Source organism: Enterococcus sp. AZ088 (assembly GCF_051714845.1).
Lineage (GTDB): Bacteria > Bacillota > Bacilli > Lactobacillales > Enterococcaceae > Enterococcus > Enterococcus faecalis.
Genome location: NZ_JBIOSQ010000001.1, coordinates 394,742 through 411,897, shown reverse-complemented (window position 1 = coordinate 411,897; position 17,156 = coordinate 394,742). Strand labels below are relative to the sequence as shown.

The following is a 17,156-nucleotide window of genomic DNA, read 5'->3' as shown; positions in this document are numbered from 1 at the left end:
TTTTGAGTAGCTTTGTTACACTAAATAGCAAATCAGTGAAAGGTGGGATTTGGTGGAATATTCAATGAGATTACCTGAAAATTTTTCAACAATGACTGTAAAAGAACTATTAGAAAATGAGTGGCTAGTCCCTCGAAAAGTGCGCCATTTTTTACGCACGCGAAAAAATGTCAAAATCAATGGAGAAACAGCTGCTTTTCATTTTCCAGTCCAAGCTGGCGATTGTGTCACCTTAACGTTTGAAGAAACCGATTATGTACGTCCCACTATTCATTTGGGGGAAGCAACGCATGTGAAGGTTTTATATGAAGATGAACATTTAATGATTGTAAATAAACCTTATGGCATTAAAACCCATCCAAATCAGCCACAGGAAACAGACACCTTGTTAAATCATGTTGCTGCCTATTTAGCCGAGAAAAATCAGGTCCCTTATGTCGTTCATCGATTAGATAAAGAAACCAGTGGTGCGATTGTCTTTGCTAAAAATCCTTTTGTCTTACCTATTTTAGGGCGTTTATTAGAAACAAAACAAATTTACCGCCAATATCAAGCGATTGTGGCTGGTCACTTTAACCAAAAAGAGCAGACAATCAATCAGCCGATTGGTCGAGATCGACATGATCGCCGGAAACGACGGATTGATCCTCAAAAAGGGGATTCAGCGATTACACATGTCCAAGTGGTCCAAGCTCTTTCTAACAATCAAACCGCAGTTACCTGTGTTTTAGAAACAGGTCGGACGCACCAAATTCGGGTCCATTTAGCTAGCGAAGGGCATCCAATTATTGGTGATCCGTTATACAACCCAAAATCGCAGGCAGCTCGTTTAATGCTCCATGCTTCACAACTTCATTTACTCCATCCGTTTACAAAAAAACAAATCGTTGTGACTGCAGCGCCTGGCCTATGGTAAAAAAATAGAAGAAATCGGACGGTAACCGCCGATTTCTTCTGCTTTTTTATTTTACCGCACATTCATTGCTGAGAACGGCATATCTGCGTTTGCTCAGTGTCTTGGTGTTAAACAGTTCCTGAGCTAACTCTCAGCCTTAATCATTTGTAGCCACTCTTTTTGTAAAATTCCGTAATTGTAGATATCCAGCCATTGGCCATCTTGAAATAACGCTTCTCTATCAATTTCTTCTTTTTTGAAGCCTACTTTTTCATAAACATGAATCGCTTTTTGATTGTTACTATTGACAGCTAATCTGATTTTGTGCAAGCCCAATTCATAAAAAGCAAATTTACAAATTAAAGACACCGCCTCAAAGCCATATCCTTGACCACGTTGCTCTTTTTGTAAAATAGCAATCCCTAAATTGGCCCCTCTATTTTTCAACTGTACATCAGACAACGAAACCCAACCAATAAATTCCTCTGTCGTATTTTCTAAAATAGCAAATAGAAATCGATCATCTTCTCCTTTATTAATTGTGAAATCTTTCCATTCTTCAAGCCCCCACGGATGTAAAGCATCCCAGCTCAAATGCCGAAGCAATTCATTATCCCATTGCTGTTTTGCAATATGTTCGATATATTCTTCTCTAAAATGAGAAAAGCCAACGTGTTTTCCTTTTAAGACATTTTCCATAAGAACACCTTTAATTCCTAGATTATTTTTCTATTTGCTGACTATCTATTTCCTCGTATTTTTGTAAAAAAGTGGCAATTTTTTCGATGACACACGCATTTTTATCGCTTTGGTCATTCTCTACCTGAAGAACAAGCAACGGTTCATGCAGACTTAAGCGTAGCAAAAACCACCCACTGCCATATTGACCAGACACGTTTCCCCGAACACCTTCTTGGTTTTCACGGTCCACAGCAAAGTCTGCTTGATTTTCTACAAACAATTCAAAGTCTCGCAAGACTTGTTGCCCATAACAAGTAACATCCTCCGCAGTAATTTTGAAGCGAAATTCGTTGGTTTCTGCCGGTTGCTTCAATGTAGCAATCAGATCTCCTAACGTTTGATTGTTTTGTTTCAATTCTGGTAACAACATTAAAATTTTCGCCACGACATATGCACCATCATCCAGATTGTAGTTTTCTTGAAACGCTGCATGACCACTGGTTTCAATGGCTAACGGTGTCTGAAAGCCCCCATGATTCAATTCAATCATTTTATTAATGACATTTCGGTAACCAGAAATATAACGAATCTGTTGGCCGCCTTTTTCTTCAATAAATGTTTTTAAATGACTTGAGGTTGGCGAATTTGTCACAATATAACTACCAGGCGCTTCTTTTAAAACGATTGCCGCTAAAACAGCAATTAAATTATTTCGGTTTAGTACCTCACCTGATTGGTCCACCACAGCCGAACGATCTACATCTGTATCAAAAATAATGCCCAAATCTGCCTGATTAGCTAAAACAGCTGTTTGAATACTTTTCATTGCTTCAGAATTATCTGGATTAGGTACATGATTAGGAAAATGCCCATCTGGTTCTAAAAACTGTGATCCCGTCGTATCAGCGCCCAAAACTTGAAGAACCTGCTCCGCAAAGAAGCCCCCAGCCCCATTACCCGCATCAACGATAATTCGAAAGCCCTGTAAAGGTTTCTCTTCTAGCGAATGAATTCCTTGGCGGATTTTTTCCACCAAATGCTCCGCATAAATTGGCAGTAACTCTTGCTTCATCAGTGTGCCATTTTCATTGGCTGTCAGCGGATCAGTATGAGATAAAATATACCGAATATCTTCTTTTTCTGCTCCACCTTCTGCTGTGAAGAACTTCAAGCCATTAAAATAGTAAGGCAAATGGCTAGCTGTAATCATAATCGCTGCATCACATTGAAGCGTTGGAAATTGAGTAGCCATAAACATAGCAGGCGTCGTAGCTAAACCAACGTCAATCACCTGAATACCTAATGAAAGAAACGTATCTACTAATGCTTGCTTAATCGGCTCCGCCGTTAGACGACTATCATGTCCGATTGCAATTGTCAGGCGCTGTTGTGCCTTTCGTGGCAGCTGTTTTTTATCCTGTAACCAACGAACCACGCCCACCGCAATCTCGGCTACTGCTGTTGCGGTTAATGTTGCAGTTTGCTCTTCCGTATCCAAAGCAATTCCCCGAATATCCGAACCATTTTGTAGCGCTTTCAATTCTACCAAGAAAAAAACTCCCTTCTATTGATACTTTCAATTTTAAAAAATCATATTTTCGATGCGTTCGATAAAGTGTTCCGCATCCTCTTCTGAACGTGTAATCACAATAATCGTATCCGCACCAGCCACTGTACCCGCCACTTCCGGATAAGCTACTTCATCTAAAAAGTTACTCACCACATCGGCATTTCCCATCTCTGTATGCAAGATGACAATAAATTGTACTCGCTCCATTCGAACAACTGAATCTTTCACTGATTCTCGTAATTTCTCTTCACTGCTTGTGCCTTGTGCTTGAGAAAAAATTGCATATTTGACACGACCATCTGCACCATGTGTTTTAACAATACTCATTTCACGGATATCTCTTGAAACAGTCGCTTGAGTGGCTCGGACGCCAAGTTCTTCCAAACGAGTGATTAATTCATCTTGTGTTTCAATTTCTTGTTGCATAATTAATTGTTTAATCAAACGTTGACGTTCTGCTTTTTTCATATAGACCACTCCTCTCCATTCATTTCTTTTATTATATCCAAAAATGAGTAAAAATACAGGTACTTTTCACATTAAACTCTTTATTTATCTGAAAAAGACTGGATAAATGTTTATATACCAGTCTTTTTCAGTAAAAAATACTTATTTAAGAAGATTCTTTTCTTTTAAATAGTCTTTCGCCACTATGCTAGGATCTTGCCCCTCCACATTGACTTGATAATTCATTTCACTCATTTCTTCTTCGCTAATTTTTCCTGCCAATTTATTCAATATTTCTGCTAATTCTGGATATTTTTCCAACGTTGCTGTTTTAATAAGTGGTGCTCCTTGATAAGGCGGAAATAGTGCTTGATCATCTTCTAACGTTACTAAATCGTATTGTCTCAATTCACTATCCGTTGAATAGGCATCAATCACATTTACCTCACCATTATTAATCGCTTGATAGCGTAATGCCGGTTCCATCGATTGGACATTCAGATTTAAATGATATTTTTCTTGTAATCCCTTATAACCATCTTGCCGATCAATAAATTCTAACGTAAAACCTGCTTTCAACTGATTGCTAATTTTCTGTAAATCACTAATCGTTTTTAATTGATGCGCTTTTGCAAATGAGCGCTTAACTGCGACGGCATACGTATTTTCATAGCGCATCGGTTTCAGCAAAGTAAGGTTTTCTTGTTTTTTCAAGCCAGCGCGTGCCGCTTCATAGACTACTTGAGGTTGATTGTCTAGCTGAGGAGGATTTTTTAAAAAGGTTTCGATCACTGTTCCTGTAAATTCCGGATAAAGATCGATTTCATCTGATTTCAAGGCATTATATAAAAAAGTAGTCTTGCCAAAGTTTGGCTTTAACGTCACCTGAATGTCGCTATTTTCTTCAATTAAGGCTTTATACATATTAATAATAATATCTGGTTCCGCTCCTAATTTGCCAGCAATTGTCAGCTGTTTTTCCTTTGAAGAAGTTTGTTGATTCCAGAAAAATGAACCACCTAACAAAAGGCCTAAAATAGTACCGCCAATGATTAGTCGCCGCCCATTCGCTTTTTCCAACCAATGAATTCCATAATTAAACAAGACTGCTAGTGCAGCCGATGAAAGGGCTCCAATAAAAATCAACGATAAATTATTTCGATCAATTCCTAATAAAATGAAGGTCCCTAGACCACCTGCTCCAATTAACGCCGCCAACGTGGCCGTACCAATAATTAAAACGGTAGCCGTTCGAATCCCAGAAATAATAAATGGTAACGCCATTTGTAACTCAAACTTAAACAGTTTTTCTTTTTTACTCATACCAAATGCTTCTGCGGCTTCTTCTAACGAAGGATCAATTTCCGTCAAACCAGTATAGGTATTTTGTAAAATTGGGAATAAGGCATAAATCACTAGCGCAACAATTGCCGGTGGTCGACCAATACCAATTAACGGAATCAATAAGCCTAGCAAAGCTAAAGAAGGGATGGTTTGGAAAATCCCAGTCACTTGTAACAGACTTTCCGCTAACTTGCGATGACTCGTTAAATAAATGGCTAAAGGAATGGCAATCAATGCAGCGAATAATAACGAAATAAAGGACAATTGCATATGCTCGATTAACGCTTGCAGATATTCTTCTTTTCGAGCGAAAAAAGTTTCAATCAGTGCTTGCATCTACTGTCCCTCGCTTTCCAACAGTTGTTCCATAAAACGAGTAATCGTTTTTGAGGTGATACACCCTAAAACTTGTTGTTTTTCTACTAAATTTGCTTTCTCTTGCGCATTAATGAGTTGGACAATCTCTTTTAAATTGGTTTCCATGAAAACAGTCGGCACTGGCTCAATCGTCTCATCTGCGGCTTCTAAAAATGCAGTCAAGTCAGCGCCACAATAGTTCGCTAGTTCTGGCGAAGATTGTTTGAAAAATTGACCGACAAAATTATTTTTCGGATGTTTTTGAATGGCTTCTGGCGTATCGACTTGAATAATTTTGCCAGCGTCCATAATACAGATGCGCTCACCTAACAATAAAGCTTCATTCATATCATGGGTTACAAAAACAATGGTACTCGCTAATTCCTGATGAAGTTCTTTCACCAAACGTTGAAGATGATGTCTTGAAATTGGATCTAGCGCGCTAAAAGGTTCATCCATTAAAATCACTTCTGGTTCAGCTGCAATGGCGCGTAAAATTCCGATACGTTGTTGTTCGCCTCCTGAAAGCGCTGCTGGCTTACGATGCAGATATTCCTCAGGATCCAGCTGAACTTTTTTCAATAGTTCAATGGTTCGCTCTCTGCGTTGCTCTTTGGGCCATTTTTTCATTTCAGGAATCAACTCAATATTTTCCGCCACGGTTAAGTTAGGAAATAAGGCAATTTGCTGAAGAACATAGCCAATTTTTAGTCGTAATTCACGTAAAGGATAATTGGTTACCGCTTGTTCATTGAGAGCCACTTCACCTGTCGTTGGCTCAATGAGCCGATTAATCATTTTCAAAGTCGTCGTTTTTCCACTACCACTCGGCCCTACTAATACAAAAAATTCGCCTTGTTGGATTGTTAAATTCACATCGGACAAAACAGCATTTTCTTGATATACTTTTGAAACATTTTGAAATTTTATCATTTATTTTCACCGCATCTTTCACTTCTTAATAAACAAAATCTTTGGAGGATCGTCACTCTTTCAGTATAATTTAAGACTAACATCCTGCCTAATTTTTTGTTTTAAGCGCAAGTATGTGGGGCTCATTTAACGGCTGCCGGTTCGTATCTACAATTATCTACTCAATGAATGGAAAAATTGTCCTCTTCTGCCTTAAACAAAAGTGAACTGTTTTCTACTAAAAGGAGTGATCGTTATGGAAAACGACAAGCGAATTTATAAATGGGACAACGTGAAACTTTTTTTAATTTTCTTAGTGATTCTTGGGCATATTTTAGATCGTGAAGCTTCTCCTTCACGACTCATGGAAACGATCAACTTTTGGATCTATTCATTCCATATGCCAGCCTTTATTTTTGTCTCTGGACTCTTTAGTAAACATGCCATTAAACAACGAAAATATCTACGCTTACTTTCCTTTGTTTGGCTTTATCTCTTAGCGAAGTTGTTGATTACGCTTGCTAATTTCGCCTTTGCAAATAAAATGAATTTTGATTTACTGAACGAAACAGGCGTTCCTTGGTACTTACTTTCCTTAGCAAGTTTCTACTTAATTACCATCTTTCTTCAGCGCGTTCAGCCGAAAATCATGTTGCCAATCATCATTGTTATCGGCTGCGCCTCAGGCTATTTACCTGTGGAAGGTTTCTTGTCTTTAGGACGGACTCTGGGCTTCTTCCCTTTCTTTTATTGTGGCTACTTAATGGATATTCAAAAGCTGCAAACCTTTTTAGATCATCGCAAAGTCAAATGGGCAGCGATAGGTGTAATTTTAAGCTCCTTTTTATTTGTAAATAGTCAATGGTCATTGGCAACGAAATTTTGGGGCTTCTTAACTGGTTGGGCTTCCTACGCTGAAATTAGTCCGGCCTTTGAATACAGTAGTTTCATTCAGCTGTTCTTTTACGTTGCTGCAGCATTGGTGTCTCTTTCTTGGTTTGCATTATTGCCGAAACGAAAGTTACCTTTAAGCGCCCTAGGAAAAGATACCCTCTACCCTTATCTCTTGCATATGCCCTTAATTATTCTGTTGGAAAGTGGTTTACAATTAGACACACTCTTTAAAGAATGGTTTACTTTCCGAATCCTGGCACTTTTCTTCTTAGCCCTCTTCATTTTAGCTATTACGAATATGCCTGTGGTGAAACGCGGAGCGGATTATCTTTTTAATCCAATTGCGTATGTGTTGCCAAAACAATGGTTAAAAGTTAAATAAAAAAAGAAGAGCGTGGGACAAAAATCACTTTGGATTTTTGCTCCACGCTCAAAAACTGTTAAACGGCGAAAGTTGCAATGTTTCACTGTGAAGCATGAACAGATGAAATCATCGTACCTACTTGGTTTTTGGAGCTAAACACTTTTATCTCAGATTTTTTTCAACTATTGAAACAATCCTTTAATTTTATCAAACAAACCATCGGTCGTTGTATCAGCTAACAGCGCTGTAATTTTATGATAGTGTTCGCCTAATTCATCTTTATGTTCTTCAATGAATTGTTGCGCATGTTCCACGTTGCCTTCTCCAATTAAATCTTTTGCTTTTTGAACTAATTCTTCTACGTTCATCTTCACACGTCCTTTGATTAAATAGTTAACAATAAGTGTTTCACTCATTGCGTTTTCTCCTATTTATCGTATCGTGGGATCCCTTGATTTGCAAGAAATTTTCAGTAAATTGACAGTTCTGATTTTGGGTTTTTAAAAGGCAAAAATTGCAAAAAAAAGCTGTTTTCGAAAATCGAAAACAGCTTTTTTAATTTACTTCGCTAAACGATAAATCGCATCTGCATAAATAGCAGCTGCTCGGAATAAGTCATCTAATTCCATAAATTCGTTGGCTTGGTGCATTGTGTCTGTGTAGCCAGGGAACATTGCGCCATAGGCAACACCACGTTTTAATAAGCGGCCATAAGTACCGCCACCAATGATTTGTTCTTGGCCTTTTTCGCCTGTATGGTCTTCGTAAACTTGTAGTAACGTTGCCACCAATGGATCATCAACTGGTACATAATGCGGTTCTTGGTTGCGATCTCCTTGTGTTGCAGTGACCGTTTCACCGACTGTTGCTTGAACTTTTGCTTGTAATTCTTCTGCTGAAGTTCCTTTTGGATAGCGGAAGTTTAATGTTACTAAGCTATTTTCAGGGTTTTCTGGATCAAAGTTAACAATCCCAGCGTTCATTGTCAATTTACCCATTTTTTCGTCTTCAAAAGCCACGCCTAATTTTTCACCATAAAAATCTTCATGGATAAATTCAGCAATGGTATTAATAAAGCTATATGCGCCTTCTGCAAAGCTGTAATCATTTAAGAAAGTTGCCAAGAAAGTCGCTGCGTTAATTCCAGATTGTGGGCTAGCACCGTGAGCACCTTTACCAACTACATGGAAAGTCACTGTTTTATCTGAAAGTTCTGCGTTACCTGAAATTTTTGCTTCTTGTTTGATGAATGTTTCAAAGCTAGCAGCTAGTGAAGCCGCTTCGTCTGCTGAAGCAGCCGTTACAACAGCATCTGCTGTTCCCGGAACCATGTTTTCACGTAAGCCAGATTTGAAGCTTTCTAATTTATAATCAGCGCCGTTACCGCCTCGGAAAGTTAAACGAATAGTCACATTTCCTTTTTCCCCATTAATAATTGGGAACTCAGCATCTGGTGAGAAACCAAAGTCTGGCGCTTCTTCATGTTGGAAATAGTAATCCATATCGCCCCAGCCGCTTTCTTCGTCACTTCCTACTACGAAACGAATTTTTTTAGACACGGGTAAGCCTAATTCTTTGATAATTTTCATTGCGTAATAAGCAGCCATACTTGGGCCTTTATCATCGCTTGCGCCACGTGCATAAATTTTGCCATCTTTAATGACTGGTTCATAAGGATCTGTTTCCCAACCATCACCAGCAGGAACAACGTCCATATGACCAAAAATTCCTAATGTTTCGTCGCCTTCACCATATTCAATATGTCCAGCGTAATTGTCGACATTTTTCACCGTAAAGCCATCACGTTCACCATACGCTAACATGTGTTTTAAGCCAGCAACTGGCCCAGGTCCAAAGGGCGCTTCAGGTGTTGCTTGTGCATCATCACGTTCACTGTTGATCCGTAATAAGTTTTGTAAATCTTCTAATAAGTCGTCTTTACGTGCTTCGACTTCTTTTGTCCAATCAATTGTCATTTGTTGTCACTCCTATTCATAAAGTTCTACATAGTCAATCATACCATTTTATGCAGAAAAAGAAAGAAACCCGACACTATTTTTCGAGAAATTTTTTATCTTTTCCGCAGAAAGGGCTGGGTTTTTGTTTATTTTAATTGAGGTATGATTGTTTAGGTTGTAGTTGTTGCAATTCGGCTTCTGTTAAGGGCCGATATTCCCCTAGTTCTAACGTTTCATCCAACCATAGTTCGCCCATTCGTAATCGTTTTAAATACGTCACAGGTTTGCCTACAGTGGCTAACATCCGTTTGACTTGATGGAATTTTCCCTCTTGAATCACTAAACGGACTACGGAAGTCCCTTCTTCCTCATTGATTGTCTCAATGACTAAGCGACTTGGTTTAACCATTTCTCCATCTTTCAAGGCAAATCCTTGCGCAAACAGTTGACAATCTTCCGCTGTCACAAGTCCCTCAACTTCAGCTAAATATTCTTTATCCACATGCTTTTTAGGCGATAATAATTGATGCGCTAACTGGCCATCATTTGTTAATAGAAGCAAGCCTTCGGTATCTTTATCCAAGCGACCAACTGGGAACAAGTCGGCACGGTAATCCTGATCAGTTAACAAGTCAATTACCGTTTCATCTCGCTGATCTTCCGTCGCAGAAATGACACCTTGTGGTTTATGCAACATGTAATAAAAGAATTTCTGATACGTAAGAATTTCTCCCATCAAGGCAATTTGATCTGTTTCTTCATTTACTTGTGTTTTGGCTTCTTTTACGACGTCACCATTCACCGTAACGACTTTTTTCTTTAACAATTGTTTGATTTCTTTACGACTACCGATACCAACATCGGCTAAAAATTTATCTAAACGCATCGTCATTCCTCTTTCCTTTAAAAAAATAGCTTGGGACATAAATCGAATCGATCGATGTCTCAAGCCTTGTCTCTTAAGAGAATCTGCTGAAAGGAGTTCAATCAGCTATTATTTAATATTGAATTTTGCACGTAATTTTGCGGCATTTTTCCCTAATAAACGATCAGCTAAGCGAATCTTCAAGACCGAATAGCCATAAAAAGCGCCTCCTGCAGCAGCCACAATTACAACGATAATGAAGGCTTGGAAACGTCTAGTTGGATCTAAAAATAGATACAGGAACTGACGGAAAATCAAAGCGATAATCATCATGATGACTGTAATACAGAACATTAACAATGTTCGCCGTAAGGTTAATTTGTAATTAAAACGTGTCACTTGACGAATTCTTCTTAGAATCAATACGCAAGAAACCGTAAAGCCAATCATCGTTGCTAATAACGGACCGTAAACTTCAAATAAACGGATTGCGGGGAATTGCACGATTAATTTCACAGCTAAACCAATTCCTAAATAACGCATTGCGTCACGATTTTCATACATCCCCATTAACATATTTGACACTAACATATACAAGCCCAAGAATAAACTAGCATAACAAGCTTGCACTAATAAAGAAGTGCCTAAAGCATCTGGCATGTAAAAAACAGTGTATAGTGGTTGCGCTAAAACAATCATACCGAACGTTGCTGGCAACATTACAAACACAAAAAGTTGTAAATTATTACTAATCAAACGCGCTAACTCACGGTGATTTTTTAAGGTGACCGCTTCTGTAATTAACGGTAATCCAGTAGCCGAAATCGAAGTCGCTAAAGCCACGACAATCATGGTTAATTTGTCCGGATTGGCATTAAAAATACCGAAAAGCTCTCGTAATTGGGTATCTGAATAATCCGTAAACAAACGCATAAAGTTTGAGAAAGTAAACTGATCGACAAGTTTAAAGACAGTCACTCCTGAGCCAACTACGATAAAAGGAATCGCCTCTTTAAAAGTTTCAATCAATAACTCTTTTGGAGCAATTTCATGTTCATTGGCGCTGTGTTCTTCTAAATAATCAAATAATGGTTTTTGTTTGTACATGTAATAACCTAAAACCGCAAAACTTGCGAGCATCCCAATAAATGCCGCAAAAGTGGCTTGGGTCACCGCTGTAACGTAATTACCTTCAAAGACTTTCATGATAATAAAAGCGGTTAATAACATGTAAAACACTCGTGCTACTTGTTCAACAATTTGTGATAAAGCAAAGGGCATCATTTCTTGATTTCCTTGGAAATAACCGCGAATGACACTCATGCTTGGGAAAACTAAAACGGCTAAACTTAATGAACGCATCGTTGGAACTAATTCAGGACCTCCGCCAGACAAAGCTGCTAATGCCGGAGATGCCAAATACATCACAATAGCAAAAACCACACCTAAACCACCCATTAGTTGTAAGGCACGATAAAAGAGCTGTCGACTAATTTTATATTCGTTCAATGAATTATAATGCGAGGTCTGCTTGGCAATCGCACCTGGAATTCCGGCGGTAGAGATCATTAGGAATAAGGCATAAATCGTATACCCCATTGAAAACAAACTGTTCGCTTCGTTTCCGTGCTCGCCCATCCAAGCGTACCAAGGGATGATGTAAATCGCCCCTAACATGCGGGAGATAATATTACTAGCTGTCATCCAAGCTGAGCCTTTGACCATTTTTTCTTGGTTCGTCAGGATTGGTTGATCAACTGAATTTGGTTGATTGATCATTTTGTCCTCCAATATTCTTTGAGTATGCTTTCTTTATTTTAATTGTTCATCTTGGGATATGCAACGACTTTCTCGAAGAATTATCCTATTTTAACATTTCTCATGGATTTTCTCACGCTAACGAGATGGTTTTTTTAAAAGAAAAATAATGCTATAATGACATCAGTTTTGAAATTTCGTTGAAACGTTTGGAGGCAAAAAAAGTGACGATTTCATTATTCGCAATTCGCGATTGCTTAGAAAAAGAAGATTTATTAAAAGAATTTATTTCACCAGAAGGCTGGCACTTGACCCTTTCCGACACGTTAGGTCAACGAGAAGTAACGGCTCTTTCTTACGATTCGAGAGACGTAACAGCAGAAACACTCTTTTTTTGTAAAGGATTAAACTTTAAAGAAATCTATTTAGAAAATGCTGTAAAAGACGGCCTAGAAATCTATGTTTCTGAGGTGCCTTATGAGGTTCCAGCGCAACTAGGAATTATCGTGACTGACATAAAAAAAGCAATGGCTGTGTTAAGCATGGCTTTTTATGATTATCCACAAAATAAATTAAAACTGATTGGCTTTACTGGAACCAAAGGTAAAACAACAGCGGCTTATTTCACCAAATATATTTTAGATGTTGCTACACAACAAAAAACAGCCTTGCTTTCTACCATGAATTCGACATTAGATGGCAAAACATTCTTTAAATCTGCCTTGACTACACCCGAATCTTTGGACTTGTATCGAATGATGGCAACCGCTGTTGCTAACGGGATGACTCATTTTATTATGGAAGTTTCTTCCCAAGCCTACAAAACTAATCGTGTCTACAAGTTATTTTTTGATGTCGGCATTTTTTTAAACATTACCCCCGACCATATCAGTCCAATTGAACATCCAACCTTTGACGATTACTTTTATTGCAAACGTCAATTGATTACACATTCTAAAGTCATTGTGTTGAATCACGAAGCTGATTATTTTCCATTACTTAAAGAAACTGCACAACAGCAAAAAGTCCCTGCCATTGTCTATGGCAGTCAGCCAGCTTCAGAAGTTGACTATTCATTCGCTGTTTCTTCAGAGGATTCCTTACGTTTTATCGTTGAAAGTCCTGCAGATGCGTTAGGATTGGCCGGCTCTTATCACCTTCGTTTAGGTGGTGATTTTAACAAAGGTAATGCGTTAAGTGCGGCGATTGCTAGTGTCCTTGTGGGAGCTTCAAAAGAAGAGTGTCAACAAGGGATCGCAGCAACCACCGTCCCTGGCCGGATGGAATCTTTAACGAATACCAATGGTGCAACCGTCTATGTTGATTACGCTCATAACTATGACAGTTTGAAGAATCTTTTAACCTTTGTCCGTGAAGAACATCCTGACGGCCGCTTAATTGTTCTTGTCGGTAGCACGGGAGACAAAGCGATTTCTCGCCGCAAAGACTTTGGTAGGGTTCTTTCTGAATTGGCTGATGTTGCAGTCCTAACAACCGATGACCCAGCCAGTGAAGATCCAGCAAAAATTTGCCAAGAAATTCAAGCCCATATTACCAAAGAAATGCCTGTTTACACCGTTTTAGATCGTGGCGAAGCAATTGCTCACGCATTATCTTTAAGCACAACGGCTGATGATGCGATTGTCTTAGCTGGTAAAGGCGCCGACCTTTATCAAAAAGTAAACGGCGTAGATGAACCTTACGCAGGAGACTTTGCCCTTGCGGAAGCTTTCATTAATAAAAAGAACTAAATCATTTAAACACACATGAAAAAACAAGCTGCAACCACTTATCAGCAAAGGTTGCAGCTTGTTTTTTAAAGAACTTCTTTTAATTTCGTTACTTCTTCTTCCGATAACCCATGACCGCCATCCACTAGTAAAAAGTCGACTGGAAAATGTTTCTTTAATTGATTAGCTAAAGAAAGAACTTGTCCCGGAATACTCAACTCATCCTGAGCCCCTGTTGTGACAATCACTTTTGTCGCAAACTCACCAGATACATATTGATAGCCTAAATTGCTTGGATGCAGTAAAATAACAGTGTTAGCAATAGTCGGGTTCTTTTCTAACAGGCCTAAAATAAAATTGGCACCGTTAGAGTACCCTATAAAAATAACTTCATCGTATAACTTTTGCGGTTGCCAAACTTCTTCTAGAAACGCAGTCACTCGCTCATCAAAGTTAGCACGAGGTAATGCTCCATTGACTAATGGCGCAAAAAAGCGTCGCTGTTCGCCTACACCTTCTGTCCCTAAGTAACTTAGAATACTCGCTTCTGGATAAAGGGTTGCGATGGTCGTTAATAATTGATATTCATTGCCACCAGTACCATGGAAAGCGACAACTAATTGATTAGGTTTCGACCCTTTTTGAAAAAATTGTTTCATTTAATAAACCTCCAAGAAAGGAATTTTACTATGTATGCACAAATTCATCACATCTCTATTTTAAATCGATTGATAAAGCCTACATTTGACTTCTATCATAATACACTGGGATTAAAATTACTAATGAAAACGATCAACCAAGATGACCACACCATGTATCACTTGTTTTTCTCAGATAATGAGCAACGAACAGGTACCGAATTAACTTTTTTTGAATTGAATGATGGCCAAGATCAATCCTTTGGGACAAATACAATTGAACGAACTATTTTAAAAGTACCAACGCGCGCCTCTTTGGATTTTTGGGCAGAACGTCTTGAGCAAGCGGGTATCTGCCACTATGGTGTGGAAACATTTAACCAACACCCAATTTTGCGTTTTGAAGCGCCCGATAATACGCAAATGGCGCTTGTTCCGTTACGTGAATTTGAAAATGCGGAAGATTATTTTCCAGCTGAGCATTCTGAAATTCCAGTAGAACATGCAATTTTAGGCATTGATGCAATTCAATTACGCGTCCAATATGCCGCAGCTACCAAACAACCTTTAGTGGATTATTTACATTGGCATGAAAAAGAAACAGTACCTTTTTTTGAAACTGCGCATGAAGTAACCGTTCTGGAAAATCATCATCCACAGTTTTATCAAGAGGTGCACATCATTGATGACCGTACCAATCCGCTTGCCATTGAAGGAATTGGTGGCGTTCATCACGTCGCCTTTGGGGTGGAAGATACGCAAGAATTAACGCAAGTTGATAGCCTGTTAGAGGAAAAGAATTTTACAAACTCAGGAGTTAAAGACCGCGAATTTTTCAAATCATTGTATTTTAGAGAACCGAACCACTTGTTATTTGAAGTAGCCACACAAAAAGGCCTGCTAGATGCCGAAGCCTATGAAAATCAAAGCTCAAACTTTGATGAAATCCCCCTTTATTTGCCTCACTTTTTGGCAGATCAAAGAGAACGAATCGAAGCGATTTTAGCACAACAACGCCATGAGTAAACAAAAATAGCGGTTAGGACCGCTATTTTTGTTTTTTAATATCCTATTATTGCCCTTTTTTGAAAAAAAGGAGTACACTAATAGTAGATGAACTGCGCAAGGAGGTGAGTACATGTTATCTAAGGAAGAAGTTCTACACTTATTGAACGAAGCAAAAAAAGAAGTCGATCGTTTAGAAACAAACCGCCAAGAAGATTTAGGTAATTCAATCAACTATATTGAAAATGAATTACAGCTCCAACGTGTCTTATCTCAAGTGGAAGCTTATGAAAAAGTACTTGGTTAATTGATTACGCATTAAATGAGAGAGGAGCAACCAGATTCAGGTGAATGAATCTGGTTGCTCCTCTCTCATTTTTTACTAGACTAATTCGTAAGCAAGTTCTCGTGCAATAATTTTTGCGGTTGTTTCAGCGATTTCTCCAGTAAAGCCAATGCATTGTTCCATATGCTCAGGTGAACCCATCGTCATTTTACTTGTCAAAATACTGCAGCAAACCACTCGATGCTTTTGTCGAAAACTTTGATGCAATTCGTTGGCTAAAGCCATCGTTTTATTTACTTGTTCTCCTTTGGCTTCTGTCCGACCAAAAAAGTAGCCCAGACACATAACCCCGCCTGAAAGAGCACCACAAATACACTTCGCTCCTCCAACACCTACAGGAAACCCAGAAGCCATGGCCACAGCTTCAATGGGAATCTCCGCATCGAAGTGTTGCCGAATGGTCGCCACAATCGCTTCCGAGCAATAAAAATCACCGTTACGATAATAGGCTTCCGCTTCTTCCCTGATTGCTTGTAAACAAATTCTCTTTTTCAAAATGCCCTCCATTCTGTATCCGCTTTCATTTTATGAATAAAAGGATGCCAAGCATCCCTTTATTTTATAGATTTTCTGCAGAGGTAAATACTTCTGACACATCATCATCGTCTTCTAACTTGTCAACCAAACGCTCTAATTGCGCTTTTTGTTCATCGTTCAAGGTTAGTAAGGTTTGCGGAACCATTGTTAATTCAGCTTGTGCTAATGAATAACCTGCTTGTTCTAAAGCATCGCGAACCGCTGTAAAATCTTCTGGTGCTGTGTAAATTTCAAATACTTCTGGTGATGTTTCTAAATCCTCGCCGCCTGCTTCCAAAACGACTTCTAGCATGTCGTCTTCCTCAATTGCATGATCTTCTCTCTTAATGACAATATAGCCTTTACGATCAAACATATAATTCACCGAACCCGTTTCACCTAAAGAGCCACCATTTCGAGTAAACGCGACGCGAACATTGGTGGCCGTTCGGTTGCGGTTATCTGTTAGTGCATGAACTAAAACTGCCACGCCACCTGGCCCGTATCCTTCATAAGTTACCTCGTCATAATGTTCCCCTTCACCAGCACTACTGGCTTTTTTTATGGCGCGCGCAATATTATCATTGGGCATATTCGCTGACTTAGCTTTATCGACTGCTAAACGTAAAGCAGGATTCATTGCGGGGTCAGGGCCACCTGCTTTTGCCGCCATATAGATTTCTCTTGAAACTTTTTGGAAAATTTTCCCACGTTTGGCATCTTGCGCATTTTTACGCCCTTGAATGTTGCTCCATTTGCTGTGTCCTGACATCCTTGATTCCTCCTGACTTTTCGTTACTATTCTCCTTTATTCTACTCTTCTTTTCAGTTAGGAACAAGCGCTACCAAAAAAAGACCCTCGCTTACCCACCGTTC

At 38.9% G+C, this 17,156-nt stretch carries 17 protein-coding genes; 5 read left to right on the top strand and 12 right to left on the bottom strand.

Features of this window, described 5'->3' with window-relative positions; all coding sequences use genetic code 11:
* The first annotated feature begins 52 nt into the window (after positions 1 to 52).
* Entirely contained in the window at positions 53 to 916 is an 864-nt protein-coding gene (locus IGL17_RS02070; RefSeq protein WP_002378018.1) for an RluA family pseudouridine synthase, read from the top strand.
* A gap of 123 nt (positions 917 to 1,039) precedes the next feature.
* On the opposite strand, the gene IGL17_RS02065 is transcribed toward IGL17_RS02070, so the two are convergent.
* The 5 genes from IGL17_RS02065 to IGL17_RS02045 form a co-directional block, all read right to left on the bottom strand.
* Positions 1,040 to 1,594: a GNAT family N-acetyltransferase gene (locus tag IGL17_RS02065; RefSeq protein ID WP_016618147.1), complete on the bottom strand. Its 555-nt coding sequence runs from the start codon at positions 1,592 to 1,594 to the stop codon at positions 1,040 to 1,042.
* A 22-nt stretch (positions 1,595 to 1,616) separates the two neighbouring features.
* The gene (locus tag IGL17_RS02060; protein WP_002375919.1) at positions 1,617 to 3,125 is read right to left on the bottom strand and encodes a phosphoglucomutase; all 1,509 of its coding nucleotides are present in this window, start codon (positions 3,123 to 3,125) and stop codon (positions 1,617 to 1,619) included.
* A 33-nt stretch (positions 3,126 to 3,158) separates the two neighbouring features.
* Positions 3,159 to 3,614, bottom strand: a complete 456-nt coding sequence (gene argR, locus IGL17_RS02055; RefSeq protein ID WP_002355509.1) for an arginine repressor — start codon at positions 3,612 to 3,614, stop codon at positions 3,159 to 3,161.
* A gap of 141 nt (positions 3,615 to 3,755) precedes the next feature.
* Positions 3,756 to 5,273, bottom strand: a complete 1,518-nt coding sequence (locus IGL17_RS02050) for an ABC transporter permease/substrate-binding protein (RefSeq protein ID WP_002355507.1) — start codon at positions 5,271 to 5,273, stop codon at positions 3,756 to 3,758.
* Positions 5,274 to 6,227, bottom strand: a complete 954-nt coding sequence (locus IGL17_RS02045) for an ABC transporter ATP-binding protein (protein ID WP_002363150.1) — start codon at positions 6,225 to 6,227, stop codon at positions 5,274 to 5,276.
* 235 nt (positions 6,228 to 6,462) lie between these two features.
* Between IGL17_RS02045 and IGL17_RS02040 the strand changes: the two genes are divergently transcribed.
* Positions 6,463 to 7,482: an acyltransferase family protein gene (locus IGL17_RS02040; RefSeq protein ID WP_016618146.1), complete on the top strand. Its 1,020-nt coding sequence runs from the start codon at positions 6,463 to 6,465 to the stop codon at positions 7,480 to 7,482.
* A 164-nt stretch (positions 7,483 to 7,646) separates the two neighbouring features.
* Here the strand turns inward: IGL17_RS02040 and IGL17_RS02035 are convergent, their stop codons facing one another.
* From IGL17_RS02035 to IGL17_RS02020, 4 genes are all read right to left on the bottom strand, one after another.
* Positions 7,647 to 7,880, bottom strand: coding sequence for a hypothetical protein (locus IGL17_RS02035; protein ID WP_002373309.1), 234 nt, complete (start codon positions 7,878 to 7,880; stop codon positions 7,647 to 7,649).
* A 144-nt stretch (positions 7,881 to 8,024) separates the two neighbouring features.
* Positions 8,025 to 9,440, bottom strand: coding sequence for a dipeptidase PepV (pepV, locus tag IGL17_RS02030; RefSeq protein WP_002358655.1), 1,416 nt, complete (start codon positions 9,438 to 9,440; stop codon positions 8,025 to 8,027).
* A gap of 133 nt (positions 9,441 to 9,573) precedes the next feature.
* Complete coding sequence (locus IGL17_RS02025) at positions 9,574 to 10,308, bottom strand: pseudouridine synthase (protein WP_002355501.1); 735 nt, start codon at positions 10,306 to 10,308, stop codon at positions 9,574 to 9,576.
* A 108-nt stretch (positions 10,309 to 10,416) separates the two neighbouring features.
* Positions 10,417 to 12,066, bottom strand: coding sequence for a putative polysaccharide biosynthesis protein (locus IGL17_RS02020; protein ID WP_002364837.1), 1,650 nt, complete (start codon positions 12,064 to 12,066; stop codon positions 10,417 to 10,419).
* Between the two features lie 203 nt (positions 12,067 to 12,269).
* On the opposite strand from IGL17_RS02020, the gene IGL17_RS02015 reads away from it, so the two are divergent.
* On the top strand, positions 12,270 to 13,796 hold the full coding sequence (locus tag IGL17_RS02015; protein ID WP_002373306.1) for a UDP-N-acetylmuramoyl-L-alanyl-D-glutamate--L-lysine ligase: 1,527 nt from the start codon (positions 12,270 to 12,272) through the stop codon (positions 13,794 to 13,796).
* A gap of 65 nt (positions 13,797 to 13,861) precedes the next feature.
* On the opposite strand, the gene IGL17_RS02010 is transcribed toward IGL17_RS02015, so the two are convergent.
* Entirely contained in the window at positions 13,862 to 14,434 is a 573-nt protein-coding gene (locus IGL17_RS02010; protein WP_016618144.1) for an alpha/beta hydrolase, read from the bottom strand.
* Positions 14,435 to 14,464: 30 nt separating this feature from the next.
* Here IGL17_RS02010 and IGL17_RS02005 point away from each other — a divergent pair, with 30 nt between their 5' ends.
* On the top strand, positions 14,465 to 15,439 hold the full coding sequence (locus IGL17_RS02005) for a ring-cleaving dioxygenase (RefSeq protein WP_010713910.1): 975 nt from the start codon (positions 14,465 to 14,467) through the stop codon (positions 15,437 to 15,439).
* A 112-nt stretch (positions 15,440 to 15,551) separates the two neighbouring features.
* Entirely contained in the window at positions 15,552 to 15,725 is a 174-nt protein-coding gene (locus IGL17_RS02000; RefSeq protein ID WP_002355495.1) for a hypothetical protein, read from the top strand.
* Between the two features lie 75 nt (positions 15,726 to 15,800).
* Here IGL17_RS02000 and IGL17_RS01995 read toward each other — a convergent pair whose 3' ends face one another.
* Both IGL17_RS01995 and IGL17_RS01990 read right to left on the bottom strand, forming a co-directional pair.
* The gene (locus tag IGL17_RS01995; protein WP_002384891.1) at positions 15,801 to 16,271 is read right to left on the bottom strand and encodes a C-GCAxxG-C-C family protein; all 471 of its coding nucleotides are present in this window, start codon (positions 16,269 to 16,271) and stop codon (positions 15,801 to 15,803) included.
* Between the two features lie 52 nt (positions 16,272 to 16,323).
* Entirely contained in the window at positions 16,324 to 17,052 is a 729-nt protein-coding gene (locus tag IGL17_RS01990) for a YebC/PmpR family DNA-binding transcriptional regulator (RefSeq protein ID WP_002361233.1), read from the bottom strand.
* Between the last annotated feature and the right edge of the window lie 104 nt (positions 17,053 to 17,156).